Source organism: Phascolarctobacterium succinatutens CAG:287, from assembly GCF_000434895.1.
In the GTDB taxonomy this organism is placed as follows: Bacteria; Bacillota; Negativicutes; order Acidaminococcales; family Acidaminococcaceae; genus Phascolarctobacterium_A; species Phascolarctobacterium_A succinatutens_A.
Map to the genome: position 1 here is coordinate 1 of NZ_FR892810.1, position 26317 is coordinate 26317.

Annotated in this window: 25 protein-coding genes; 3 read left to right on the forward strand and 22 right to left on the reverse strand. The window is 39.4% G+C overall.

The genetic code is table 11. From position 1 onward, the window contains the following. Positions 1 to 43 precede the first annotated feature (43 nt). On the reverse strand, positions 44 to 1354 hold the full coding sequence (locus tag BN587_RS08180; RefSeq protein WP_021720638.1) for an amidohydrolase: 1311 nt from the start codon (positions 1352 to 1354) through the stop codon (positions 44 to 46). A gap of 370 nt (positions 1355 to 1724) precedes the next feature. Between BN587_RS08180 and cysE the strand changes: the two genes are divergently transcribed. Further along, the gene (gene cysE / locus BN587_RS08185; protein ID WP_021720639.1) at positions 1725 to 2417 is read left to right on the forward strand and encodes a serine O-acetyltransferase; all 693 of its coding nucleotides are present in this window, start codon (positions 1725 to 1727) and stop codon (positions 2415 to 2417) included. Between the two features lie 14 nt (positions 2418 to 2431). After that, positions 2432 to 3820: an NAD(P)-dependent oxidoreductase gene (locus BN587_RS08190; protein ID WP_021720640.1), complete on the forward strand. Its 1389-nt coding sequence runs from the start codon at positions 2432 to 2434 to the stop codon at positions 3818 to 3820. Positions 3821 to 3887: 67 nt separating this feature from the next. Here BN587_RS08190 and thiD read toward each other — a convergent pair whose 3' ends face one another. The 20 genes from thiD to BN587_RS08285 form a co-directional block, all read right to left on the reverse strand. Next, the gene (thiD, locus tag BN587_RS08195) at positions 3888 to 4700 is read right to left on the reverse strand and encodes a bifunctional hydroxymethylpyrimidine kinase/phosphomethylpyrimidine kinase (RefSeq protein WP_021720641.1); all 813 of its coding nucleotides are present in this window, start codon (positions 4698 to 4700) and stop codon (positions 3888 to 3890) included. 136 nt (positions 4701 to 4836) lie between these two features. Beyond that, positions 4837 to 6699 (reverse strand): TonB-dependent receptor plug domain-containing protein, encoded by a 1863-nt coding sequence (locus tag BN587_RS08200; protein WP_021720642.1) that lies wholly within the window; start codon positions 6697 to 6699, stop codon positions 4837 to 4839. Positions 6700 to 6883: 184 nt separating this feature from the next. Beyond that, on the reverse strand, positions 6884 to 7837 hold the full coding sequence (locus BN587_RS08205; RefSeq protein WP_303684941.1) for a UDP-glucuronic acid decarboxylase family protein: 954 nt from the start codon (positions 7835 to 7837) through the stop codon (positions 6884 to 6886). A gap of 52 nt (positions 7838 to 7889) precedes the next feature. Next, positions 7890 to 9089 carry a radical SAM protein gene (locus BN587_RS08210; protein WP_044484627.1) on the reverse strand — a complete coding sequence of 400 codons (1200 nt, stop codon included), beginning with the start codon at positions 9087 to 9089 and terminating at the stop codon, positions 7890 to 7892. Continuing rightward, positions 9073 to 10017, reverse strand: coding sequence for a glycosyltransferase (locus BN587_RS08215; protein WP_021720645.1), 945 nt, complete (start codon positions 10015 to 10017; stop codon positions 9073 to 9075). Before BN587_RS08215 ends, BN587_RS08210 begins: the two co-directional genes overlap by 17 nt. Next, complete coding sequence (locus tag BN587_RS08220; protein ID WP_021720646.1) at positions 10014 to 11594, reverse strand: carbamoyltransferase C-terminal domain-containing protein; 1581 nt, start codon at positions 11592 to 11594, stop codon at positions 10014 to 10016. Before BN587_RS08220 ends, BN587_RS08215 begins: the two co-directional genes overlap by 4 nt. A gap of 13 nt (positions 11595 to 11607) precedes the next feature. Further along, positions 11608 to 12255: a hypothetical protein gene (locus BN587_RS08225; RefSeq protein ID WP_021720647.1), complete on the reverse strand. Its 648-nt coding sequence runs from the start codon at positions 12253 to 12255 to the stop codon at positions 11608 to 11610. 1 nt (position 12256) lies between these two features. Beyond that, on the reverse strand, positions 12257 to 13426 hold the full coding sequence (locus BN587_RS08230) for a hypothetical protein (protein WP_021720648.1): 1170 nt from the start codon (positions 13424 to 13426) through the stop codon (positions 12257 to 12259). Positions 13427 to 13964: 538 nt separating this feature from the next. Further along, the gene (locus BN587_RS08235; protein ID WP_021720649.1) at positions 13965 to 14162 is read right to left on the reverse strand and encodes a hypothetical protein; all 198 of its coding nucleotides are present in this window, start codon (positions 14160 to 14162) and stop codon (positions 13965 to 13967) included. Beyond that, positions 14159 to 14443 carry a PqqD family protein gene (locus BN587_RS08240; protein WP_044484628.1) on the reverse strand — a complete coding sequence of 95 codons (285 nt, stop codon included), beginning with the start codon at positions 14441 to 14443 and terminating at the stop codon, positions 14159 to 14161. The genes BN587_RS08235 and BN587_RS08240 overlap by 4 nt, the downstream gene beginning before the upstream one ends. 9 nt (positions 14444 to 14452) lie before the next feature. After that, positions 14453 to 14617, reverse strand: a complete 165-nt coding sequence (locus BN587_RS11965; RefSeq protein WP_021720651.1) for a hypothetical protein — start codon at positions 14615 to 14617, stop codon at positions 14453 to 14455. A gap of 86 nt (positions 14618 to 14703) precedes the next feature. Beyond that, on the reverse strand, positions 14704 to 15744 hold the full coding sequence (locus BN587_RS08245; protein WP_021720652.1) for a radical SAM/SPASM domain-containing protein: 1041 nt from the start codon (positions 15742 to 15744) through the stop codon (positions 14704 to 14706). Positions 15745 to 16097: 353 nt separating this feature from the next. Further along, on the reverse strand, positions 16098 to 16328 hold the full coding sequence (locus BN587_RS08250; RefSeq protein ID WP_021720653.1) for a helix-turn-helix domain-containing protein: 231 nt from the start codon (positions 16326 to 16328) through the stop codon (positions 16098 to 16100). A gap of 157 nt (positions 16329 to 16485) precedes the next feature. Beyond that, positions 16486 to 16704, reverse strand: a complete 219-nt coding sequence (locus BN587_RS08255) for a helix-turn-helix domain-containing protein (protein WP_021720654.1) — start codon at positions 16702 to 16704, stop codon at positions 16486 to 16488. Positions 16705 to 17007: 303 nt separating this feature from the next. Beyond that, entirely contained in the window at positions 17008 to 18069 is a 1062-nt protein-coding gene (locus BN587_RS08260; protein ID WP_021720655.1) for a ferredoxin, read from the reverse strand. 16 nt (positions 18070 to 18085) lie between these two features. After that, positions 18086 to 18895: a hypothetical protein gene (locus BN587_RS08265; RefSeq protein WP_044484632.1), complete on the reverse strand. Its 810-nt coding sequence runs from the start codon at positions 18893 to 18895 to the stop codon at positions 18086 to 18088. 14 nt (positions 18896 to 18909) lie between these two features. Beyond that, positions 18910 to 20265: a hypothetical protein gene (locus tag BN587_RS11450; protein ID WP_021720657.1), complete on the reverse strand. Its 1356-nt coding sequence runs from the start codon at positions 20263 to 20265 to the stop codon at positions 18910 to 18912. Positions 20266 to 20716: 451 nt separating this feature from the next. Beyond that, positions 20717 to 22135 (reverse strand): hypothetical protein, encoded by a 1419-nt coding sequence (locus BN587_RS08275; RefSeq protein ID WP_021720658.1) that lies wholly within the window; start codon positions 22133 to 22135, stop codon positions 20717 to 20719. 52 nt (positions 22136 to 22187) lie between these two features. Then, on the reverse strand, positions 22188 to 22820 hold the full coding sequence (locus BN587_RS11455) for a zinc-ribbon domain-containing protein (protein WP_021720659.1): 633 nt from the start codon (positions 22818 to 22820) through the stop codon (positions 22188 to 22190). A 41-nt stretch (positions 22821 to 22861) separates the two neighbouring features. Next, positions 22862 to 23080: a helix-turn-helix domain-containing protein gene (locus tag BN587_RS08285; protein ID WP_021720660.1), complete on the reverse strand. Its 219-nt coding sequence runs from the start codon at positions 23078 to 23080 to the stop codon at positions 22862 to 22864. 271 nt (positions 23081 to 23351) lie between these two features. On the opposite strand from BN587_RS08285, the gene BN587_RS08290 reads away from it, so the two are divergent. Next, positions 23352 to 24518 (forward strand): hypothetical protein, encoded by a 1167-nt coding sequence (locus BN587_RS08290; protein ID WP_021720661.1) that lies wholly within the window; start codon positions 23352 to 23354, stop codon positions 24516 to 24518. Positions 24519 to 24763: 245 nt separating this feature from the next. Here the strand turns inward: BN587_RS08290 and BN587_RS08295 are convergent, their stop codons facing one another. Then, positions 24764 to 26239, reverse strand: a complete 1476-nt coding sequence (locus BN587_RS08295; RefSeq protein ID WP_021720662.1) for an ATP-binding protein — start codon at positions 26237 to 26239, stop codon at positions 24764 to 24766. Positions 26240 to 26317 lie beyond the last annotated feature (78 nt).

The following is a 26317-nucleotide window of genomic DNA, read 5'->3' on the forward strand; positions in this document are numbered from 1 at the left end:
TTATTATGTATATTTTATCATATTATAGCCTTGTGTGGCTCAATTACTTATTAAAATAGCTTTCTAACTTTGCAATATACTCTTCTTTGGTCAGGATAGGCTTGAAGTCAGCCAGAATAGCCTTAGCCTCTTTCGCATCATCATACAGCAAATCTATCAGCATCATGGCAAAGGCTTTGGCAGGCAGCAGCACAGCAGCATTAAAATCTACCATATGGAAGTCAGGTGTATGCAACAGGCCGTCCGTACCACCGATAAACGGATGGATAACAGGCATCAGATGTGATACGTCACCCATATCGGTGGAGGCGCTGAAATGACCGGCATCCTTTATCTCTACGTCAGGATAAGCAATTTTAGCATTTGCTGCAAACAGCTCGTTCATACGCTTGTTACAGCTCAACGGGAACATGCCGGGCAATGTTTCGATGACAGTTTGGGCACCGACAGCATCACCGCCGGCCTTAAGCGCTGCGTCAACGCGCGTATGGGTAGAATCAATAGCATCCATGGTTTTCGCACGCACATACAGCTCCAGGCGTACATCATCAGGCACGGAATTTACAAAGTCGCCACCCTTAGTAATAATCGGGTGTACACGCACTACATCCTGCTCGCGGAAGGTTTCACGCAAAGCGTTGATGCCCATCAGGCCCAGGCAGGCAGCATTCAGCGCGTTGACACCTTCATGCGGAGCGTCGGCTGCATGAGCGGTTTTGCCGATATAGCGCACAGTTTTACCTACAAAGCCGTTGCTGCTTTCACCGATAGAAACCGTAGGCTTCGGCATATTTTTATCGGCATGCATCTGCATAGCCATATCAATATCATCAAAAGCGCCTTCATAAATCAGCTCGCCCTTGCCGCTCATAAAATGCAGCTTGCCGGACTCCACTAACTTTTTGCGGTACGCAATTTCGATATATTCCTCAGCAGGAACACCGAAGAACACAACGTCACCGGCCAGCTCCGGCAGAACGCCGGATTTTACGATGCCGCAGGCAGCAGCAAGCATGGTGGAAATCTGCAGATTATGGCCACAGGCATGCGCTGCGCCTGTGGCAGGATCAGCCTTCGGGCTTGTCGGACAGCCAACTGCATCCAGCTCGCCTAAAACGGCAGCTGTCGGTCCGGGCTTGCCGCCCTTGGCACGTCCCTTAACGCCATTGATTGCCAGGCCGGTTTCCGGCTGCAGGCCCAGGTCACGCATAAATTCTGCAACCTTGGCAGCGGTTTTGACTTCCTTGAAGCCTAATTCCGGTTCATCGTTGATGCTGGCACAAATAGCCTTTATCTTATCTGCATATGCGTCAATTGCAGCACACGCTTTTTCTTTTAAAATTTCTTTTGTCATTTTAGTGCGCCTCCAGCGTACCTGTCTTTTCAACAAGTACATAAATAAAAATTTTTAAGTATTTACCTAAATTATAGCATAATTATAGGTAAAGTCAAATCAGGACACTTACAAAAGAAATCATTACCTCATAGTGTGTAATTTGATGCATTATTAGCCGTTTTTCAGAATTTTGTCCACTTTATAAGTGCAGAAAAATGTTCACTAGTCATATTTTCGTTAAGTTTTACAGTTTTTCTGTTTACTATTCACTAATTTCTGTGCTAAAATATAAAAATGGTATTTGTCGGCAGAAAGAGCTTGTCTTAGCGCAGCTAAATGCTGACAACTACAGCACATATTGATATAATATAAAGAAAGGAGTCTTGACATGTTTGCTCAGATGAAAAAAGATATTGATGCCATTATGCTGCGCGACCCGGCCGCAAAAACAAGACTGGAGGCCGCAATGTGTTATCCCGGGCTACATGCCATCTGGCTCCATCGTATAGCGCATCACTTTTATCTGAAGGGCTGGGTAGTATTCCCACGCCTGCTTAATACATTTTCCCGCTTTCTTACCGGTATTGACATCCATCCCGGTGCTAAACTGGGCCCTGGTCTTTTCATTGACCACGGTATGGGACTTGTTATCGGTGAAACCGCCGAGCTTGGCAGCAATGTCACGCTCTATCAAGGCGTTACCCTTGGCGGTACTGGCAAGGAAAAGGGTAAGCGCCATCCCACCATCGGCAATAATGTTGTTGTTTCCAGCGGTGCGAAGGTGCTCGGTTCCTTCAAGGTAGGCGACAATTCCAAAATTGGCAGCGGCAGCGTAGTTCTTAAAGAGGTTCCGCCCAATTCCGTCGTTGTTGGTGTACCCGGACGTGTTGTAACACGTAACGGTGTACGTATTGCCTCCAACAATGATGCTGAAAGCATGATTGACCTGAATCATGATAAGCTGCCCGATCCGGTAGCAGATTATGAAGAGCTGCTCGCCAAGCATATGGAAGAAATCAACGACCGCCTCAAGGAGTTGGAAAATCTTATTTATGATACTCAAAGTAAGCATTATGACTAAAAAGAGGTAGAAAAATGAGCAGAACAATGACCACAGCAGAAGCCATTCAGGAAGCACGCCGCTGCCTGAACTGTGCGCGCCCTACATGCCGCACCGGCTGTCCGATTGAAAACAATATTCCCGGCTTTATCCGTGCCTTAAGCGAGGGTAATATCGGCATGGCCTACGAAATCATTTCCGAACGCAGTAACCTGCCCGCTATCTGCGGACGTGTCTGCCCGCATGAGCGGCAGTGTGAAGCACATTGCGTGTTGACCAAAAAGAAATGCGGTATTGAAATCGGCAGCCTGGAAATGTTCGTTGCTGATTTTGCCCATAACAATGATTTAAAGCCTACACAGCCATCAAGCAAGCTGCGCGGTAAGGTTGCCGTAATCGGCTCCGGTCCGGCAGGTCTTACTGTAGCAGGCGATTTGGCCAAGATGGATTTTGACGTTACTATTTTTGAAGCTCAAAGCGAACCGGGCGGCGTATTGCTCTTCGGCATTCCGGAATTCCGTCTGCAAAAGGATGTTGTCCGCCGTGAAATCAGCGAGCTGCAGCACATCGGTGTAGAAATACGCACCAAGCAGCTTGCCGGTGTAGATTTTACCGTTGATGACCTTTTTGCCCAAGGCTACGATGCAATTTTCATGGGCACAGGTACCTCCCTGCCGCGCACGCTGGATATCCCCGGCAAGGAGCTGTCCGGTATTTTGACAGCCACCTACTTCCTGCGTATGGTTGTATTGGCTGACGGAGGCAAGCTGGATGCCAGCGAAACACTGCTGCACACCGGTGACAACGTTATCGTTGTCGGCGCAGGCAACGTTGCTATGGACGCAGCCCGCACCTCTATCCGCCGCGGTGCCAAAAACGTCACCATCGTCTACCACAAAACGGAAGCTGAAATTTCTGCTTTTCCATCTGAATATGAAGCCGCTGTTGCCGAAGGTGTACAGTTCCGCTTCCTGAAACAGCCTATCGCCTACTTCAACAAAAAGCAGATGCGCGCCTTAAAGAACATCCGCCGTCAAGCTACGGCAGCGGACGAAACCGAATTGGCCGGTTTATTGCTGCAAAACATCACCAAAACCGAAAACGGTGAGTTTATTGCAGAAGGCGGTCAGGAGCTTATCCCCTGCGACTGCGTTATCCTCGCAGTAGGCCAGAAACCCGCAGCACGTATTGTTTCCAGTACCAAAGGTATTCAGATTGATAAGCAGGGCTTTGTTATTACCCGTGACCGTCCCTACGGCATGACCACCCGCGCCGGCGTTTTCAGCAGCGGCGATGTAGTACACGGTCCTGCTACCGTCGTATTGGCGATGAAGGAATCGAAGAAGGTAGCTGCAGGCATTGCGCAATATGTTGATGCCAAAAAGCTGCTGGAAGACTGCACTATGGATTCCACAACACTGTAATACTTATTTTTGCATACAAAAACCGTCATTTCCCCAACAAGCTGAGGAAATGACGGTTTTCTTTACTTTATTCGCTGTATTTTCTATATGCGGTGTGGTTGGTGCAGCCGACAATGTTATTGATAGCAAAGCCATGCTTGAGCGCAGCAGTGACAAATTTCTTTGCCTGCAGCACAGCTTCCTTCATGCTCAGGCCGTCTGCCAAACCTGCAGTGATTGCTGCCGAGAAGGTGCAGCCTGCGCCATGGTTGTAGGAAGGATAAATCTTCGGCACAGCCATTTCTGTGAATTCCTTGCCATCGTAGAAAATATCAATAGCGGAATTATCGCTCAGACGCTCGCCGCCCTTGATAACAACGCTCTTCGCACCGGCAGCAACAATTTTCACTGCTGCTTCCTTAATCTGCTCTACGGTAGTAACCTCCGGCATATCCGCAAGATAAGCAGCCTCCACGGTATTCGGGGTAATAACATCGCAGCGCGGCATCAGCAGCTTTTTGATAGCTTCTGCCGCATCCGGCACCAAAATCAAATCGCAGCCCTTGCAGACCATAACCGGGTCAATAACCACGTTCTGCAAAGCGTACTTATCAATCGTCGCCGCAACCAGCTCTACCAGCCCAGCACTGCCCAGCATACCGGTCTTCATCGCATTGATGCCAACACCTTCAATCGCTGTCACCAGCTGCTTTTCCACCAAATCCAAAGGCAGAGGGAATACGCTGTGTTCCCAGGTAGTCGGGTGCATTGTTACAATGCAGGTCAAAGCAGGCATACCAAAAACGCCCAGCTCCTCCATAGTTTTAATATCTGCTTCCATACCGGCACCGCCGCTTGTATCGCTGCCGGCAATAGTCAATGCTTTATTCATCAAGGTCATAAAGACACACTCCTTCACTTTAATAATGTAATCATTATAACCTATCGACTGGCATCTGAATAAGCTCAATTTATGGATATTTAATATGGTCAGTTCAGACTATCGTTTATAAAAGAGCAAAACTGGCGCAAACCTTTTAGAAGGTATAAGTGTAGGTCACATGCACCATGCGCGGCAGGCAGTAATACTTGGTAGTAGCGCCAGGATTGCTTACGATATCATCTCGGTCGAAAATATTCTCCACGCCAAGCTCTACGCTACTGCTCTTGTCGAGCTTATAGCCGGCAATAAAGTTTACCGGCAGCAAATCGCCCCAACCGCTGGCTCTATCCGTAGTAAACATGCCTGTCAGCGCAGCATTGAACTTAGCATCATGGTATTTAATACTTGCATTGTATTGCTCGCGTGCAAATTTACGCTCCCATACGCCTTTTTTATTTTTGCCCATAGGATTGCAGAAATTAGCGCCCAGAGAATAGCTGTATTTGCTACCGAAATCCTTCTCATAGGTCATTTCCAGACCTTTATTTTTAAAGGACATATTACGTGTCACAGACGGATTGGAGCTGGTTCCCCTGCCTTCGTACTCAATAGTATCCAAATCCATATAATACAAAGCAGCTTTGAACATGCTTGTATTAGATGCCTTTTTGTAACCGAACTCATAGGTCCAACCTTCTTCAGGCTCCAGAAATGGATTAGCCGCAACGTTGGTACCGCCGCCGCCGTAAATTTGGGTAAATGTAGGCATCTTAAAAGATTTTGCCGCATTTGCATATAAGCTGCTGTTATTATCCAGCTTCTTCAGCAAAGCAAACTGCGGTGTAAAGGCATCATAACGCTTATTGGCCTCTACAACAGTTTCACGGGCACCTACGGTAGCAGTATAGCCTGCGCCAAGATCCTTAGAAAGCTGTGCAAACACAGCATAATTTGTTCTGAATTCATTAATCTTCGTACCGGGTTTAATGTTTTTTGCTACGGTAATATCATTTTTATAGGAATCACGGGAAACCGTCGTACCAACAATAACATCACCGAATTTACCGGTAATCTGCTTTTGCAAATCAAGGCCTATGGTATCAAAGCGTAAATGATCGGACTTGGTCCATTTAGAGCCGGTAACATTGTAGGTCTGATTTCTGCGATTGCTGCGGTTATAAAACAAATTGGCACTCACGCTGTCATCCTTATATTGCAAGCGTGAAAAATCATCAATGTAGTGGTAATTCGCATCCTCGGTAAGCTTGCTCCAGGTTTTTTCAAACTGATCATAGGAATACTTGCTGTCGTTATGCTGGTGCGAGAAGCTCCAGTTATCATCAAACTTATAGCTGGCGGTAAAGGACTTTTTGTTTAAATCGTTAATCTGCTTATAGTTACTGCTATAACCCTTCATCGGGTCGCTCTGCTCCAGCGCCACTGCCAAATTCAGCTTATCGGCATTCAATGTCAGCGCTGCCTTTTCCCTGCCGTATTCGCCCTTAGTCAGTGACAAAGTGTTAGGCATCTTCTTTTTCGTGATGATATTGATAACACCGGTAGAAGCCTCGGAACCGTAAAGAGTAGAAGCAGCGCCCTTAACTATTTCTACGCGTGCAATAGATTCCACAGGAATAGAGTCCAGATAATAGCTTTCATTGATGTTGGCAGGCATGCCGTCAATCATCACCACGGTACCCTTGTTAGCACCACGCATCAGGATTTTGGCATTCATACCGCCAAGGGACTGGCTGCCGCCATAGGAGTAGGTAGTTACGCCGCTTTGCAGACGCAAAGCATCAAAAAGATTAGCAGCGCCTGTTTCAACAAGCTGCTTTTGGGAAACGGTAGTAACGGAAGCAGGCGTATCTACATCACGCTTGCTTTCGCGCTGCGCGGTAACAACCATGGTGTCAAGATTGTATGTCTGCAGGCTGTCGGCAAAAGCCGGAGCCGCAAGAGATATATTAGCAGCCAGCATTGTGGCTGCCAGTAAAAACTGGGTATTTTTTCTCATATATATTCATCCTCTCATGTGCATAAAACATCTGCCAAATATAGATTTATAGCACTTTTAAGGATGGTTGTCAATAGGGTTTTAATATGAGAAGTGCCGCAGAAATAATAAAAACATATCTATTAATGCTTTTATTATAAAAAGCATTAACGATTCGTTCTTTTGTGCTTAATATATTTCAATGCTACACTATATCTCTAAAATATTGGATTGTTTTTTCCAATCCTACTTCCAAATCAACTTTTGGTTTCCATTTTAAAACATTCATAGCTAAAGAAATATCTGGACAACGTCTTTTAGGATCATCTTTTGGCAAAGCCTTATAAGAAAAATCAGAACTATTTTCACAATACAATCTGATTAAACTAGCAACATCAAAAATTGTTCTTTCATCAGGATTCCCTAAATTAACAGGTCCTTGAAATGAATCTTCCGTTGACATCATTTTTAATAAACCATCCACCAAGTCATCAATATAGCAAAAACTTCTAGTTTGTTCTCCTCTTCCATATATAGTTAAGTTCTCTCCCCTTAACGCCTGAACTATAAAATTAGAAATAACTCTACCATCATCAGCAGACATAAATGGGCCATACGTATTAAATATTCTTACAACCTTTACCAAAGAACCATATTTCCTCGCATAATCAAAAATCAAGGACTCAGCACATCTTTTCCCTTCATCGTAACATGATCTGATACCTGTACAATTAACGTTTCCCAAGTAATTCTCTTTTTGTGGAAAAATTAACGGATCTCCGTAAACTTCGCTTGTACTAGCCTGTAAAAACTTTGCATGATTTTTTCGTGCCAAATTCAATAAATTCAATACACATATCGTGTTTACTTTAGTAGTATATATTGGATCTTCTTGATATTTCAATGGAGCTGCTGGACACGCAAGGTTATAAATCTCATCGATTTTATATGAAGAATCCAAAACATCTAATATATCCAATATATCTCCATTTACTATATTAAATCTCTCAGTTTCTAACAATACTCTTACATTATTTATATTTCCAGTCGTAAGATTATCAAAACATATTACGTGGTTCTGTAAATTATCTAGCAGTCGACGGCATAAATTGGAACCAATAAATCCAGCTCCTCCCGTAACCAAAATAGTACTCATCATTTCCTCCTAAAAACCAAACGCAGCAAATCGTCGTTGATAGTAATCATAAAAATCAAAGCACTATACGATTAAAACGAGCTTCATTCGAAAGGCTAGTACGTAAAGCTTTACTACAATAAAACGGATCCAGGTTATATTCTTTCAAAATTTTATCTAATGAATAAAAATAATTAATAACAGTTTCAAATGACGGGACATCACAATCCAAACGATTTCCTTTATCAAGGTGTAACACATTTGCACTAGAAACAATACCTTGAGAAGCAAGGTATTGATTAAATTTAAGCAAATTTCCAATAGGTTCTAAACCTAAAACAAAATTAGTCCAAGAATTACCATAGCCAAATACATCAACACCTTTTTTTAAAGCATCTAAGATATGATTAAATCCGATGTTCTTTTTTCCTGGACAATATTTTGCAAAATCATCTTCATTCCCAAGCTCAAAATTAAATACTATTTTTTCAATTCCGGCTTCCTTAAAGTCTTCTAGTATGTCTAAATCATTGGGCGGCATACAAACTGCTATAATACCTTCAGTAGACTTTTTCTCTACTAATGGCTTTATTGCCCTAACAATATCACAATAAATGTGAGCTTGCATATCTAACACTTGATCAGATAAGTCTCCAGAAATCAGAATCACATGCATATGTTCATCATAACATTTTGACTTAATAGCCGCTTTGACTGATTTCGTGAGATAATTTAGATATGTATCCTTATTTTCATTCCAAAAATCGGGAGAAGAAACCTGATATGCCGTAAAAATACTTGCTTTGTTTTCACCAGCAACAGTGTTTGCACCACAGAAAAGACAACCTGCAGAAATATTGCATCCTTTCCAAGGAATTATGTTCAATTCATCCAAACCACAAGCAGATACAAAATCCTTTGCAACTAAATCTTCTTCTAATTTATAAGAATAGTAGTCAGGTTCTTCAATAAAAGAGATTGAAATATCTTCAACTTTTCTATTATCAACAGTCGCAAATAATTCCCCATTTTTGCAATCAACCACTACTGGTTTTAACTTTCCAGGAGCCACACAAGAAGATACTGTTTCAAATCCATCCGAATGACGTATCAATAATTCTTGAGGACGGAAGTTATCTGCTCCTACCGGAGCATTGTATACCAAATTCTGAATCTTGGCATTTGTCTTACGTGCATATAAAAGAGCTTCATCAGTAAATTGTACCCCATGCGTTAATATCATAGCTTTTAAAAAAGTTTCAGGCATTATCATCATTCTTATCTCCTCTTAGTATATTAAAAATCCAAACGATATGAAATATTGGAAAAAACAACTGATAAATTACACCATAAAATAGTAGTTTATAATCTTTTCTAGTCATAAGTAAAGCGATTGCTAAAATATAAATCATTCCAGCGTACAAATTACAATAACTAATGTATCCAATCATAAGCCAATTGACTATCCAACTAAAATGGTAAAATGCTGCATGCAATAATAATTTGCTTTGATATTCTTTTCGTTTCGGATATGAGAATATTTGATAGAAACCTTTCGCCCAACGCTTACGTTGTCTACATAATCCCCCAAAATTTGTATTAGGTTTTTCGTAACCAAGAAGAAAAGACGATCGTAATATACTATAGTCTTTCCTATTATTACTTATATAAGCGCCAATAGCAAGATCATCTAAAAAAGTATCAATTTGATATAATTTATCTTGAAAAGCTTTTGGTCTAATAAAAAAGCATTGTCCTGGTATACTAATTCCCATATTTAATTTCCACGATAAAGGTCTTATCAAATCATGAGATAAGTGTTTATCCGTCGCCACTAGATTTGATATAAAGCCAGACTGTGATTGGGCATAAATTCGTCCCCATCCAATATCATATTTCCCTGATAATCCTTTTTCTAAAAACTTGAGTATTGTCTCGTCATTTACATTTATATCGTTATCAATACTCAAATATAAACAATCCTCTTGTTCTCTTTCAAATAAATACAGTAGCCTAATATACTTTGTTCCCGGAAAATTTATACTATCGATTTTTATGCCATCAAATTCAAATTTTCTATCATTATCAGTAAATATGATACAAGAGATTTTTGTATTAAGCTTTAACGAAAGCGTAAGTATCTTTTTTATATTATCATTAAAAGCCTCATTGCTTCGCATATATGTTATAATTTTCAAGTTCATATTATATCTACCTTTTCTCCATTCATATAAACATATTCAAGCTTCATTCTTTTGGCAGAAAGCAAAGCGTCTGATTGACTTTCTACAATAGGTTCTCCTTTGCCATTAAAAGAAGTGTTAATCAATACTAATTCCCCATATTTTTTCTCAAGATAATCTAAAATTTTCCAAATCAGCTTTTTATTTTGATTCTCGTATATAACTTGAATTCTAACAGTATTATCTTTATGAACCAAAGCTGGCATATAATCTATCATTTCAGGTTTAATATTTATTGCCGATAGCATAAGCGGACTAGCTATTCTATCATCAGTAATCTTTTTCAGATTACGCTCTAATATTACACCTCCAAAAGGTCTAAAGTTTTCCCGATGCTTTATCTGTAAATTGAGCCGATCCTTCATGTTCTTACTTTTTGCAGAAGCAATAATGCTTCGATTGCAAAGAGCTCGCGGACCATATTCCGAGCCACCTTCAAATAGTCCTATAATCTTATCATCATGTATATCTTTTATTACCTGAAATAATACAGATTCATCATAACATATTTCACCATAACTTTTTCCTAATGCATAGTCCCACTCAATTTTACTCTTATCTTTAAATATTTTTCTAATTGCCCAAAGTCCTGCTCCTATAGAAATTCCGTCATCTCCACTTGCTGGAAAAAGACCCAATGAATTAATCAATCCACTATTTATTAATTTTCCATTGTTAAGGCAATTTAATGCAACCCCACCAGAAAAACAAAAATCTAGGACATTATATTTTTCAGAAAAATATTTAATACGGGTTTGAATGTAGCTTTCTAATTCGAATTGAAGAGCACATGCAATATTTTTTGCTGTTTGCAACTCATATGATAGTGGATAATCTTGTGAATTTAAATAATCTAACCATTCTTTACGAACATGTAATTTTTTATCAAAATACAGACATTCTGGTACATCAGCATTCCCCACACCATATGCTGCCAATGCCATAACTTTGCCAGCTGCATTATAATCCTTAAAAATCAGTCGGCTAACATCGGCATAGGCATATCCTATGGAGTCCATATGTGATCCCCATTTGTATTTATGCTTAGATGCACTTTCATGAACAGCATATTTCTTTTCAGCTTGTAATTCAGTTATTTCGCCATTATCCAGTAGATATAGAGATTCTGCTTCAAATAAATCTTCTTCTGATAAGCTCGAACATCCATTATCAACTGGTCTGCACCCACGCCCATCCATTATATAAATTAATGTCTTGTCAAATTTAGCTGCTAAAGATGCTGCATATGCATGAAATAAATGATGCTCATATCTCACAATTACTTTTGAAAACTTCTTATAATAATCATCATTAATTTCAGTTGAATCATACCAATTTACACGAACAACTAACGAAATTTGATTATACGTAATACCAGCAGCTTTAAGTAAATATTCTATGCATTCAATAGGTTCTCCAGAATCATGTTTTTTTCTAGTTAATCGCTCTCTGGCAATTGCATAGAGTAATTGATTATTTTTATATAAACATGCTGAAGAATCATGTCCACTATGAACGCCAAGTATATAACGATCCACTTGATTCCCCCCTTTACAAACGTGCTTTTTCAATTGCCATACTATGTCTACGTTTTTCTATGCAATTCGGACAATGGAAAGAATGAATTATCCCATTATACCCACAGCCTTTTTCTTCGCTAAGATTTATTTCTTTAGTTTTTTCCGGATGCTTATCTCTGTATCTATTTTTTATTTCAACACTACATTTTATACAAGGAACATCATTTTTTTCTTTTACATATACTGCAATTCCTGTTTTATCCCATATATTGAGTTCATCACAAGTACTACAATACGCTAAAAACCAAGGAAATCCCCCATATAAATGTGATATTAATTTTTTTGAAAAAACATACTGAAATTCTTGTATTTCAAAATCACCTTTTTCTTGAAGAGCTTCATATACCTCATTATCAAATGATTCGCCTGGCCGAAATAAAAGATAGGTATCAGATTCATCGATGTTCAAATCGCAGCTTTTATATTCATTATACCCCAAAATATCATATACTAATGCCGGAACCCATGGATATAAAATATGAGTATTATCTCTATCAATTGCTTTTAGGTCCTCATAAGTTTTAATCTTTGAAGTACACTTAATCAATTCATCTTTATCAATTTCTATTCCCTGCATTTTCATAGCTAATTTAAATGATTTTATGCAAACACTATCCATCTCAAACCTCATCATGCTTAATATATTGGCTACCGATTAGTAGTCTATCTTTTATTTTCTTATAATACGCTTCTGAGAAATTATCTCCTAAACATATAGCTAATCGATTATTGGCACTAGGATCTAATCTATCAATTCTATCTCCTAATTTTTTTAATTTTATAGCCTGTAAATCGTTAATAAGAAAATTATCATTTATTAGCGTTCCCATAGTATTAGGGATAAAATTCAACTGAAAAACATTTTGGAAATTTCCTTTATTAGCTATGCATTTTTCTCCAAACAACACTTCTAAGGAATCCCTATATAAATTACCACCATGGTATCTCAGTAATTCTGAAATTCCTCCACCCACTCGGCATGAGAAATCAATCGGAACTAGCACATTGCTGACACTAGTAGGTGAAATAAAATCGAATTGTCCGAATGAAATATTATCATAATCAAACAACGCATTGCACCATAATTCTAAATATCTTCTTATAAGCTCTGTTGGTTCTTCTAATACATATGCTAATACACACGGAGCATTATCAATAATTGTTCTGTATTTTTTGCATACCCTAACAACAGAAATTTTACCCTGAAAGAAAAAAACATCCGCACTATATTCTACGCCATCAATAAATTCAAAACATATTGATGGTGAAGCTGTAATATCTAATACTTTTTTTACCTTTTCGTCGACAATAGACGCATCAATTAAATACTTATCTATATTGTGATAATTTAACGCAGAAATAATTTTGACGCCGTGTCCTGAATATTGATTATCTGGTTTTATAATATATACTTTTTGTTTATCTGACACTATTTTTTTTACATTGCTCGTTATTTCATATCTATTCGATGGCAATCCGTGTTGCATCATGCAATCCGCTAAATATTTTTTAGACCGACTAGCCTTAAATGCTTTAGTAGAAATTCTACACCTTTTTACATTCTTTTTACACCATGTTACCCAATATTCATTTAATGGCACTACTATTGAATCTTCATCTTTAATATCATTTTTAACACTTACTTCTTTCAAATCATCTGAACTAATATATTTTGCCATTTCAGGTGTTTCAACAAATTGCAATGCGAAATCCGAATTTTTAGAAGCAGCTTTTATATCTGCCAATCCATATATGCTTGCAGCACCTGCAAATATTATTATTGTTTTCATCTCAATTTCTCCTAGATTAACTCTAAACCCAATTATATGAAAGCTTGTGCCGTTAACAAAAAGAATATCAATAGTGATTTTTGCGTCAAACCTATTGTTCCGAAAAGTAGCGGGTACTACATATCAATCTTATTTTAGCGCAATCGAAGCTATTAGTAAATCCTGCTACAAATTTTTTAAAGACATGATATACTTCGCGCATTCTTAAAGTTCTTACGAATAAATATAATAAAAACGAGAAATGCCACAAAAATTACATAAGCGTCTAATAAAGTCTCCACTTACAAAGCATACAAATTAATATTACATATCTAAGCAAAAAACAAAACCTCCTATTCCAGAATGTTAATATACCGAAATATACATTCTAAAAAGGAGGCTGAGACAGTATATCTTCCGAAAATTATATCACTAAATTACTCAACATTAAACCATCTGAGGTGTTATCTTTAACTGGAAGCTCAAAAAAAGGTACTATTATTCTTAAGATTCACCTGAAAGTTAACGATTAGATCCACTCAATTCCAATAACAATAAATTATTGATTGAATCTTATTGAATTATTGTTTACAGACAGTAAAGCTTTACTGTGAATATCTCTAAGCATTAAACCAGAAGCAGTGCCCACAGAAAATGCTGATGCTGCACTAAGTCCGGCAACAGCGCCTACGACAGCGGGAATAGCACCCTCACTAGGATATAAATTATTAATTAATGGTTTACTATATTTTTTCATTTTTTATCCTCCAATCTGATAATATTTTTCCATTGTAAATCCCTAATCAGATTTACTATGTCTTGTTCTAAACTATTTTCGTCAATTACGTAATCCTTAAGAAACATTTCTTTTATTTCTTCGATTTTTCTTTTTCCATCGCATAATTCCAGAAAATTTTTAGCCGTTTCATTTAAATAAAAAATATCTAAACCGTCTGATTCTGCTATTAAAAAATCTTCATTTTCCCTAGTCTTTAAGGCTATAACTCTAGGAATCTTATCTTTAAAAAAATCGTACACCACCACAATTCACCTACCTAAATTTTTCAGTTTTATTACAGGGCTCGCTTTCATAGCATGAGCTACTGCTCTTCCAATTACGTAACCACCAGCTAAAGCTGCACCTACCATCGGAAACGCACTTTTCCCCATATCAAAGCACATAGCCACTGGTTTTATATAACTTTTCTTCATAGCAAACAACTCCTTATAATATCTTTTATTTTTACCGATTTTCTCGGTCTTTTGTAGTTTTTTATATTTTAAGTCAGCTTTTTGTTTTAGACTAAAATATCTTTATCAACATGATTTTGAATATTGCCCTTTTGAGTCTCCTCGTTTATTGAGGCAATAAATTTTTGAACTCTTTCACTCTTCCATGCATTAATTCCGTGCTTCATCCATAACTCTTTTAGTGAAGTATTTAACACATTGCCAATAATGAACGGAGCCATGCAATCTAATCGGAATTCCCCATTAGGTCTAATGATACCGCCAGCATTATTCTCTAAGCTATACCTTTTCATTTGATGCCCCAAATCAGCACTTCTTCTAATTTCTATTTTCTCGTTATACTTATTTTGAAGCTTACTAATAACTTCATACAAGCAATTTTTTTGTTCTTTCGTTAAAATAATATCTTCATTAGTAATAGCTCTTCCACTAGGCAAAACCTCACCTAAAATAATTCTGCTTGCCCCCATGCTATAAGCTAAATCTACCATATCCTCAACTTTTCCTAGATTTTTAGGAGTTACCGTATGAGCAATTACAAGAGGTATACCAGCTTGAGAAATTTCCAAAGCACCATTTACCGCTCGTTCAAAGCTGCCTCTCACCCCCCTGAACTCGTCATGAATTTCTGCTGTTGAACCGTCAATAGATACTTGAAACCAATAATATCTATACTTACTAAAGCGTTTTACTTTTTCTTTAGTCAGCAGGTAACCGTTTGTAATAACTACAAAAGAAGTCCCATCATCATGCAAAATATCCATTATGTCAAATAGGCGATCACCTAATAATAATGGCTCTCCGCCAGAAAGAATACATTGAAAAATACCGCCATCTTTAACTATCTCTTTAGCCAAACTGCACCATTTATCTGGTGTCATTAACGTCTCCCTATCAGCATCACCAGATCTATTATAACAATGCTTGCACGCAAGATTGCATCGTCCTGTTAATTCAAATTGTAACGTAATCGGATATGTAAATTTTTCAGGATATAAGCCTTGTTTTCTTAAATTAGTAATATTTTCTTCAATAGCCTTTAGATATTGATTATCTAACGCTCTGTTTATTTTTATATAATCTTTCATTCTTTTTCTCCTTTTATTATTTTACAAAAAAAGTAAATAATACGATGAAATTCACGAACACTCATATACGGAAAATACTTTTCGTAAACATACTTACCATTGCAAGCATTCGGCCGGATAGAATAAATTGAACATCTGTTATCCACATTCAAGAATTTGCAAATACCATCGCCTCTATCAAATCCTAATAATTGCAGTATTCTATTCACATGTTTACAACATTCCCCACAGCAATCGCATGGAAACGGATAATACTTTTGCACAATCATTTCCCCTTAATAACATTGACATAAATTTGACCTTTTTGTTTTAAGAACGTTTTATATTTAGTTTATTAATGAGAGTTTTTGATTTTATCCATTCTCCACCCCATCCATCAGCTCGCTCATCGTAATACCTAGTTTCTCGGCAATCTTCATTAAGGTTGAAAGTGATACGCTTTTTGTATAACCGCCATTTTCAATACGCGATAAATATTGCGGCGTAATGCCAACTTCTTCTGCAAGCTTCTCTTGTGTCATGCTCTTCAATTTTCTATAAAAAACTATCTTGGCACCTATTTTCTTATATCGCGACGCAAACATTTAGCTCTCACTCCTCTTACCACTATATTATCGCACATTCTCAATTTCTTATCTTTGCACAATTGTTTCATAACTTTACATATAGTTTAATTTTTTTTGCGCCTTGCTTTTTGGAGCTCGCCAATGTACTTACATCATTATTTATTTCTGCTGCTTCTTACTTTCTCTCCTGCATAAGCCGCACCGGGTCAACCCCCAAAGCCTGCGCCAGCAAAAATATAGACTCCATATTAAAGGGTCCCTTGCCGCATTCGATGTCTGAAACGCGCGCTCTTGACATTTTGGCCTTCTCCGCCAGCTCGCTCTGCGTCAGGCTCAATGCCCTACGATAATACATTATATTCAAGCCAATAGTTTTATATTTTTCTTCAAACAAAAAGTACCACTCCTTATCTCTCACCTTATATTATGCACTAAAAAGGTAGCTCGTGCGGTGCTTTAAATTTTATATATGTGGAATATATTTGACATGAATGCTGTAAACTTCCTTACTTACCGCCTGCTTTTAGTATAAATTGAAATGAGAAACAATAATACCACTATAAAATTTCTTCTTTGTGATATTTGAATAAGAAAAAAGCTCCCGGATTTCTCCGAGAGCCGATTGCCATAGTTGGCGGAGTGGGTTAAGGTCTTCTAACCCAACAACAAAGTAATGCTTACTTAATCCTATCAATTTTTATTTCAGCAGTGCTACTTTGGAATCTCCAACGCCGCTATTCAGCTGTGCTGTTTTTGAATTTGCAACGGCCTTACTCAGCAGGGCAACCTTTTTATCTATTTCCTTTTGGACACGCTCTTTGTAATCCTTTAAGGCCGCATCAATGGTATCGATAACCTGGGAATCGTAATCCACATAATTAATGGCGTCCTTCAAATCTCCTATATATTCTTCGCAAGCCTTATTTACATCTTTATAGCAATATTTCTCTTCATATTTATCATTACCGAAGAAGCTAGTGCCTGCATATACTTCTGTATCATCTGTATCCATATAATCCCTATAATCACTACGGGAAGTATAATTGCAGCCATTAAACTCTCTCATTACATCACTGCAGCCGCGCTCTTCAAACTCTTTAAGCCTTACATTGAGCATATACACAAGCACAGAATCCTTCTCATTAGCACTGCCGCCCGGGAAAACCGCAAATTCTTTAAAGTCTGCCGGCAGCTTAATTCCGCCTGCAGCTGCCGCTCCGGCAAATTCCTGCAGCACATCTGCATACTGCTTGTTAATCTGCCCCCAGAAGCCGCTTTCATCAAAAGTATAAAATCTTCTCAGCTTGTCTTCCTTATATTGCACAAAAACCTCAAGAATGAATTTCTTATACTGCGAATAGCAGATACGATCAAATTCACTTTCCGCAGCACTCATAGCTCTGCTTTCGCTGGAATAATCATAACGATATTCTCCCTGCGGATAGGAGCAGGTCATACGGTAATCCTGTGCGTGCATCTCAACATCTTTTCGGGTAACATTCGGAACGGTAATCTTTGCTAAAGCGTTTTGCAGTTTTTCCGGCAGCTTGCTTAAGTCTGCGCCTTCGCCTTCCGCTATGCTTAAAGCTTGTACAGGGCAACCGGCAACAATTTCTTCAGCCTTGGCTAAAAAATCATCACTAAAATAGCCACCATTTACAGGAACAGCCTTGCCTTCAGCATCTTCCTGCAAAAGTTTTGTTTCTAATAAGCAGTTGCCACAAGCAATGCATTTTTCACTAACTACAAATTTTTTCATCTTGATTCCTCCAAATCTACAAATTTTTTATATCCTGCATACACTGACTGCCAATTGCCAACGCTTCCGTTGTTTCTTGCGTAACCTTTCCTTCGTCCGTAAGTACAGGAGCATCAATTATTTTTTTCAGTGTAACCGCCAGATTTATGCAGCTGCAAAAGGCCTTGCGATCGTTTTCTGTATAAGCAGCTTTGTCCCTGCCCTTAGCAGCAATCAGTTCATCTGAATAGCTGATAGCTTGCATAAACAGCCTGTTTAACCTTGGCAGTAAATCAGACACCTTATTGCAGGAAGCTATCACGCCGTCTAAAACAGCAGCTAAATTTTCAGCCTGGCTGTAGACAACACGTGAACTGCGCAGCTGCGCGCCAGCCATTTGCAGTTCCCTTTCAGAATCATTGATAAACGCATTGCCTAAGCCAAATACGCCGAAGCCCTTTAAGATGCTGACAGCAATTTCTTTATCAGTCATTGGTCTTACAGCTGTCTGTGCCACTGCATTGATAATCTGTATCTCTTTAGGGCTAAAGCTTTGCTGGTTTAAAACTGCCAGCATCTTGTCATCACGAAAGTCAATTTTCATGAGCTTGCCATACACAGTAACAAAATTCTGCATTGAAGTAATCAATATCGAACGCTTACGGTTGGAAAGCTTCTTCATAGCATTATCTGCTGCCTGCTTCTTTACTTCCACCAGCCTGTGAGCTTCTTGCTCCATCGCAAAAGCTTTAGCATAACGCTTTCTCGTCCTGCTATCTATCTGCATTGATTTTTCTGCGCCATAAAGGCCGCTGCCCAAAACTGCCCCAAGTACCAGTCCGATCATATCATCTGCCCCCTTCATAATGTCAGCACCGCATCTTTATCGTCAAAAAAACTGTTAAACTCCTCCAGTGACTGAAAAGCACATTTTTGGTTAAACACCGCCAAAATATCATTCAGGCCCTGGGTGATTGCTTTATCATCTACTGCGTAAACTCCCTGCATAACAAGCTCAAAGCCACCTTCAAAGGCCGCTGTCATATATGCATCTTTTGCTTTATTGTATTCATCAATCCGCTGCTTTTGCTGCGCCAGACTTTGCAGTGCAGTATTAATAATATGCTTAAATTCCGCCTGACGTTTTTTATCCAGCCTGCGTTCCATCTGATATTTAGTGACCGCCCTGGTTATTTCCCCCACAACCAGGGAAGTAACCACTGCCGCCACCGGTCCGCCCAAGGCAAACGCCATGTTTGCTGCCAATACACCGGCAGTGCCGCAAACAATTTGCGCAGAGCATTCTTCGCCGCTGATATTGCCATCTAAATAGTTCGCCACAATGCCACCTATTTCTACAGCCATCGTCAGCTGCATAATCGGCAAATTTTTTCCTGCTAGCTTGGCGAAATCCTTCGCCCCAGCCTTTTTCGCTACTGCGACAACACCATCCTGTACTACCGAAATACCGGCAGCACTGCCAAAGCTCCTTACAGTATCCTTGCCGACATTTTTTACAGCCTGCTTAATGTCCTGTTCACCTTTCACCAAGCCCACAAGATTGGTCAAGCCGGAAACAGTTGCAGTTACAAAGGCTGCTTCCCTGCCGGCAGCAGTTGCCTTCTTGACCGATGGCGCAACTGCACCCAGCTTAGAACTGATAACTTTGCTGTTTTTTATTTCATTAACCGTATTTTCTATTTTATACTTAGTCGCCTGTGTCCGTATATGAGCCTCTGCCTTCACTTCTTCTTTCAGCATATTAACGCTCGTCACAGCATCCGGGCAGTCAACAGCTTTTTTATTTGTCTTGAAGATTTTCTTGCCAAATAAAGTCTCTGATACATCATTAATCTGCGCAGCGCCTGCTTCAGTATATTTTTTTGCTATATACTCGTGGTTATTCAGCGCACCCTTGGACTTGTTCAGCGAGGCATTGGTATTAGCAAGGTTTGCATCAGCATTAGCCATTGTTCTTATCTGCTCCGGCGTCAAATCAGAACCATAACGCCTGATTTGCTCATCTAACGGAACAATGTGGTCAACGTTTGATTGCTTTTCATTAATATGCTTATTAGCATTATAAAAAATTCTCTTACCCGTATATTCGTCAGTTATACTTTTTTTATTGCCAAAGGATCTGTTTTTATAGCTGTCAGCCGCATTATTGCGTCTGTTAATATCATCTACCTGACTACGCTTTATCTTATCACTCATACGCCGCCTCCAAAATTTATTGAGAAGTATCTTCTACTCCTTCCATTAGCTCACTCATCGTAATCCCTAGCTTCCTGGCAACCTATTCCTGTATCAAACTCTTCAATTGCCTGCAAGTAAGGCATCTTAGTGCCTATTTTCTTATATCTCTGTGCAAATAATTAGCATTAGCTCCCTTTCCCACTATATTATCGCACATTATCAATTTCATATCTTTGCACAATTTTTCACAATTTTACATATAGTTTAATTTCTTGCGCTTTACCTATTAAGCTTTGCAAGGTGCTTACGTAATTTATATTTCCGCCATGATTTTGATAATAAGTTATGGTGCATTTTTTTCAAACTCACGTCAAATCACCCATTTGCCATATGAGCATGAATATATTTAAAGTTCAACATATTAAATAAATTTTTAGCAGGACTGCAAAACGCAGCCCTGCCTGTTACCTTATAGCTGTAAATAATCAATCAATACCAAACCGGCGTTATACCCGGCCAGCGAAGCAGTTGTCCTATCCATAGGATGCCACGAACCATCATCAGCCTGATATTGAACAAGATATCCTTTACCAGTAAGCAGACCTACAATACATTGCTGTCGACTTTGCTGCCCAGTGCTACCTATTACAATCATGTCATATTGCACAATTGTTTGACCATTATTGCGCGACAAAATTTTTGCACTGCGACAATCAACATAACGATGTGCTCCTTGTCGTTGGAATACTTCCGGTATATATTTATCGCCATTCAAAAACGCTTGCGGATGAAATAAATTATACTTCGGTCCACTGCTATTCACATTACTATTCACATTGCTATTTGCATTGCTATTGCTGTATGTAGTTGCTTTACTATTGTTCTCTTCCTGCTGCATGTTTAAAATGCCTTCCACATTATATTTATAGGCACCTGTATTGATGAGCAGCTTGCCTTTACCATTATCTAATTCCAACTGAGTCCAGTGTAAATTAAAGTCCTTGTATTTACTTTCTAAGAAATATTGGCACTCTACTGTCAAAACTTGCTTAGAATTCAATTTGAAGCCTTTTAAATCATTACGATCGCCAAAAGTAATAACATTAAATTTTTTAGGCGTTAGCAAGTCATTGCCAATTCTCAGGTTAACAGAAAGCTTATCAAGGTCTATTGTTTCATTTTTGCTCATATTAGTAAAAGCTATCGTTACACTATAAACCCAATCATCAATCTTGCGTCGTTCAAGCACGGCAAAGCCTAGCTTGGTATCGCCAATTTCTTGAACTCGATACGAAGCGCCACTGCAATCTAAATAAGCGGCTCCCTTATGAAATTCGCCATCATTAGCCATGCCATACCAGTTTAAATCGTGCTGCAAAACAGCATTTTGGAATTCTACCTTTTCAAAGGCTTCCATTTCCATTGGTCCATTATTGCCAGAATATTGTTCCATATTAGAGCAGACTCTTTTAAGATAAACATTATAAGCCTGCAGATAATCCTTCACGCTTTTAGCGTAATTAGCTATTTGGTAGCGTTTGATGGCTTTCTCCCCATCCTTTTTAGAAGGACCATTATCCTTGCTGTCCATCATTTTCTTGCTGAAATCCATAAAGCTCTCATTGGCCTTCGCTTCATCATATTTTTCATCACTCAGCTTGGCGATATTCTTGTCATTTTCTTCAATTAAATTCTTAATCTGCTTGAGCATTTTCTGCTTATCAATATTGCGATTTTCCAGCATGGCCTGAGCCTGCTCTGTTTCCATCTCAGCAACCTTCGTACTGTTGTTAAGATACATGGAATGTATTTTTTGCTCTTCTGACTTACCACAACCGGTAAGCACCACTGTTAAGATAAGCATTGCATAAAAAAACAGCTTTTTCACACTATGACCTCCCTATATAACTTTTCCAGTTAAATGTTTTATAAAAAAAGTACTATTGCAAAGGATCTGCTCCGTAGCGATTATCACCTACCGTACCAGGCGCAAACAGTAAATACAACTCAAAAAAGCCATTGAGAAGTGGCACAAAGGTTAATAATACTAATAAGCCATCTTTATCCAAATCGTGCAAGCGACGAACCGATATAGCACTATTTATCCAAACCAATAGAGTAAAAGCTATTAAGCCAATGAAGCAAGCCAGATAATCAATTGCTTCCATATAGTAATCATCTACAAACTCGTCGATGATGCAGGCGATAATAAAAAACACCAAACAACTACTCATGCTCTTGAGGAAATAATCCAATCTATTGATGCGTCCCTCAAAGCTCAAAAACTGCTCTTTAAAAATCTCTTTATTCAAAGCAGGTTTACGTTCGGGATTATTGCCAAAAAGTCTGCTAAAGATTTCTTTAAAATCCTTGGGATTATCATTGCTATGAGCTTTTCCCAACTGAAAACCACATTTTGTGCAAAATTTGACACCAATAGGATAAGTTGTACCGCACTTAGGGCAAATTACATTTGTCGGCTCAATCTTTGGTAACTGATCTGTCCCGCATACCGGACAAAACCTTCCCTGGTCGTCAATTTCGGCTCCACACTTAATACAATACTTTGACATAATATCTGCCTCCCTCTAATATTTTTTATTGCCGCTGCTTCTTACTTTCTCTCCTGCAGAAGCCGCACCGGGTCAACCCCCAGGGCCTGCGCCAGCAAAAATATAGACTCCATATTAAACGGTCCCTTACCGCATTCTATATCCGAGACGCGCGCCCTTGACATTTGGGCTTTCTCCGCCAGCTCGCTCTGCGTCAGACTCAATGACCTGCGATAATACATAATATTTAAGCCAATAGTTTTATATTTTTCTTCAAACAAAAAGCATCACTTCTTATCTCTTCCCTTCTATTATGCACTAAAAAGATGGCTCTTGCGGTGCTTTAGATTTTATATATATGGAATATATTTGACATAAAATCCGCAAGCTTACTTGACCACCGCCTGCTTTTAGTATAAGATGAAGTCAGAAACAATAACACCATGATAAAATTTCTTTTTTGTGATATTATAATGACGAAAAAGCAGATGCCGACAAAACATCAGCATCTGCTAGCAACATAAGATTTTAGATTTTTGCGAGGTTATACCTATGACGACAATGCAACGCGCCTTTCCGGCGCCAGTGATTCCCAAATTCTTCACCAATAATATCTGCGGCAATTATCAAATTCGCCGCTTTTTTAACGGTCAGGACGACTTTATCTGCGCCCAAGGCCCCTTTCATACGCAAACTATCGCTTCACAAAGTGAGGAAGGTGCGGCAGCTTCTTCCCTGGCTATAGCCTTCGCCAATATTGACGAAAACGATAAAAAGCAGGTGCTTGCCTTCTGCAATGCCTACGGCCTGCCCTATTCTTCGCAGCGCTGCCTTGAGAAACGTGCACATCTTGATGACGAAAATCATTCTGTAATCATCAACGATTTCAGTTTTATCGACACTACCCTTTTTATGGGAGATATCCTTGCAGAAAAAGACTATGCTGCCAATGATGCCGAGGTTACCTTGAATTACACCCTGTTCGAAGTAGACGAAATGGACATTATGAGCCTGCGCCTTTTTGCCCGCTGCGTCAAAATCGTCCGCAGCCTGCTTATTGTCCAAAGCTATCTCTTCCGACACGAAGGGACACAGGCAGGCGTTATCTATGCACTTGCCTACCTGCTGCATTACAGCGCACGTTGCATTCACTACCTGCTGCCGCACATCAAAACACCTACGCTCAAGGCAGCAGAATACTTTGCTACGCACAAGCGTATTTCGCACACGCAGCTGCTCAAAAATATCCGCAAAACAGATGCAGACTACGCCTGCCAGCTGCAAGACTTTCTCGCAGTCGTAGACAAGCATATGCTGCACACACTTGCTGATTATGACAAGGACCTGCTGACGAAGAAACAGCTTACTGCCATGATTCTCGCTGAAGATATTCCAAGCATAAGCCTTGACAACGCTTTTGCCAGACGCATCCTGCTCGATATCATCAACGATAATATCTATACCGCCAGACCGCAAATGGACCTGGCGCAAGAAAAATTTACCAGCCTTTGGCAATGCAGTTATCTTATGCAGGCAGTTTATCTTGATTTGTATCAGCTGCTGCTCAATCCGGGCGAATACCACCGCTGCGCCAATCCTGAATGCAGCAATTATTTTCTCATCAGCGGACGCCGTGCAGACAAACGCTACTGCTGCAATCGCTGTGCTTCCAAAATGGGTAAGCAAGGCAAAACATATAGACCGCATAAGGAAAAATGAGAAACAAATTTAAGCAACAAAAAAATATCCGCAACTGTGCGGAGGAAATCGTCTTGATTGGACTTGTATATACTTAATCAAATGCCCGTTATCTGCTATGTTGGCTGATAACAGGCATTAGCTTTTTGATTGAGCGAACAGTCACCTAGGTGCGCCTAATAATGTATGCCCAATAGTCGCTTCTCTTCTGTCTGCCCTAAATTATCTTAGTCACTAATAGGAAGTTCTGTTTTACAGTGTCACGCTTACTTCTTTTGTTCTGTAAACTTATACTTGCCTTTACCTTGCCCGATGACCGCTTCAATCACTCCTGCTTCTTTTAGTTTATTTATGAGATTACCGGCAGCAGTAATAGAGATGTTTACAATGCCTATTATATCATTACGTCCAAATACACCATCGAAGCTCATGTAGGCAAACAGTTTTTTTGCGTTTTCCTTAGTATTCTTGTTTGCGTTCAAACTGTCAATCGCAGCTTCAATTAAAAGGTTTTCAGAAGCAATTAACACCTTTTCTCCGTCAACTGCAACTTTTTTCGGGTCAATTAACACCTTTTCAATTGGAACTTTGTAATTCAGATTGTAGAGCGTAGCAAAAAATGATTTGGGTGTCGATCTGAAAATTGGCTCGACTTCGGGACGATAATTAACCGCATGACGATAATCTGCCTTGATCTTCTTGAAACCGCTGCCACGACGATCCATAAAGTGCATACGGCTGAAAATATCAGCAATCACTGGATTACGGCGTTTGGATGCTACATTGTCCATATCAAGCTCTTGTACGATAGAGCCATCAAACATACCGCCTGGGGAATATACTTCCATGCGGTTATCGAAAATATCAATGTGTACCTCGCTGCCGATCTCCATATAGTCACGATGAATCAGCGCATTGACAATTACCTCATGTACTGCCTGTTCGGGGTATTCGGGCATCTCCACTCGTCCATTGCCAACCTTTTTCCACCTTTTCTTGGTATTGTTCTTAACGAACTCGGTGCCGTTCTGCAACAAAGATACCAATGAACCGCTGTATTCCTTATCGTCAAGTGCTTCAATAATACCTGAGGCTTTGTTCAAGCCATACCAACGGGTACAGAACAGGCGAGAGTGCCGCATCGGAGATTCATCCGCCAACAACATGCCTGCGTTGGTTAGCATATTGTTTTCGTCAACAAGCTCAAAGGAAATAAAATCGGAATCCGTTAACTCTGTACCTGTTCTCATACGATAAACAGAGCGCAGCTTTGTAAAGGCAAGCGATTCAAATGAATAACGCGTAGAAAGACTGTCAAAAGACGTATTGCTTCCACGCAAAACAAGCCGCTTCAAATCTACAGCACTTGCAGGGACACTCTCATTGCCGATGCGAACATAAGCTATCCTGTTACCATCGCCTGTATAGTAATAAGGAGTTTCCTGCCCTGACGGAACTCGCAATAAAACGAACTCTTTGCCGTCCTCTGCGTGGATGTTCAAAATCACTTGTGGGGCAGGATCCATTTTAGTTTTGATAGCTTCGCTAATCTTTTCAGATACGCCCTTTGCATCATCTAACCCGACAAGAACTTCATCGTTGGACACACCGAAAAACAATGCTCCACCAATCCCATTGGCAAATGCGCTTACGCTTTTTAACCAACTTTTAGGCTTGCGTTCTTCAAGCATTTCTTTCTTATCATATTCCGTAGCTTCACCTATGAAATCAGATAATTTCATATTGTTAATACCTCGTTTCATTTCCTATCGTTTCAGAGAGTGCGCCCGAAGCACACGCTATCGGTTTTACATTTCTGC

Excerpts from the sequence above, each read along its gene's own strand:
- BN587_RS08180 (WP_021720638.1), bottom strand. The coding sequence starts at position 1,354 with ATGACAAAAGAAATTTTAAAAGAAAAAGCGTGTGCTGCAATTGACGCA.
- cysE (WP_021720639.1), top strand. The coding sequence starts at position 1,725 with ATGTTTGCTCAGATGAAAAAAGATATTGATGCCATTATGCTGCGCGAC.
- BN587_RS08190 (WP_021720640.1), top strand. The coding sequence starts at position 2,432 with ATGAGCAGAACAATGACCACAGCAGAAGCCATTCAGGAAGCACGCCGC.
- thiD (WP_021720641.1), bottom strand. The coding sequence starts at position 4,700 with ATGACCTTGATGAATAAAGCATTGACTATTGCCGGCAGCGATACAAGC.
- BN587_RS08200 (WP_021720642.1), bottom strand. The coding sequence starts at position 6,699 with ATGAGAAAAAATACCCAGTTTTTACTGGCAGCCACAATGCTGGCTGCT.
- BN587_RS08205 (WP_303684941.1), bottom strand. The coding sequence starts at position 7,837 with ATGATGAGTACTATTTTGGTTACGGGAGGAGCTGGATTTATTGGTTCC.
- BN587_RS08210 (WP_044484627.1), bottom strand. The coding sequence starts at position 9,089 with ATGATGATAATGCCTGAAACTTTTTTAAAAGCTATGATATTAACGCAT.
- BN587_RS08215 (WP_021720645.1), bottom strand. The coding sequence starts at position 10,017 with ATGAACTTGAAAATTATAACATATATGCGAAGCAATGAGGCTTTTAAT.
- BN587_RS08225 (WP_021720647.1), bottom strand. The coding sequence starts at position 12,255 with ATGGATAGTGTTTGCATAAAATCATTTAAATTAGCTATGAAAATGCAG.
- BN587_RS08230 (WP_021720648.1), bottom strand. The coding sequence starts at position 13,426 with ATGAAAACAATAATAATATTTGCAGGTGCTGCAAGCATATATGGATTG.
- BN587_RS08235 (WP_021720649.1), bottom strand. The coding sequence starts at position 14,162 with ATGAAAAAATATAGTAAACCATTAATTAATAATTTATATCCTAGTGAG.
- BN587_RS11965 (WP_021720651.1), bottom strand. The coding sequence starts at position 14,617 with ATGAAGAAAAGTTATATAAAACCAGTGGCTATGTGCTTTGATATGGGG.
- BN587_RS08245 (WP_021720652.1), bottom strand. The coding sequence starts at position 15,744 with ATGAAAGATTATATAAAAATAAACAGAGCGTTAGATAATCAATATCTA.
- BN587_RS08250 (WP_021720653.1), bottom strand. The coding sequence starts at position 16,328 with ATGTTTGCGTCGCGATATAAGAAAATAGGTGCCAAGATAGTTTTTTAT.
- BN587_RS08260 (WP_021720655.1), bottom strand. The coding sequence starts at position 18,069 with ATGAAAAAATTTGTAGTTAGTGAAAAATGCATTGCTTGTGGCAACTGC.
- BN587_RS08265 (WP_044484632.1), bottom strand. The coding sequence starts at position 18,895 with ATGATCGGACTGGTACTTGGGGCAGTTTTGGGCAGCGGCCTTTATGGC.
- BN587_RS11450 (WP_021720657.1), bottom strand. The coding sequence starts at position 20,265 with ATGAGTGATAAGATAAAGCGTAGTCAGGTAGATGATATTAACAGACGC.
- BN587_RS11455 (WP_021720659.1), bottom strand. The coding sequence starts at position 22,820 with ATGTCAAAGTATTGTATTAAGTGTGGAGCCGAAATTGACGACCAGGGA.
- BN587_RS08290 (WP_021720661.1), top strand. The coding sequence starts at position 23,352 with ATGACGACAATGCAACGCGCCTTTCCGGCGCCAGTGATTCCCAAATTC.
- BN587_RS08295 (WP_021720662.1), bottom strand. The coding sequence starts at position 26,239 with ATGAAATTATCTGATTTCATAGGTGAAGCTACGGAATATGATAAGAAA.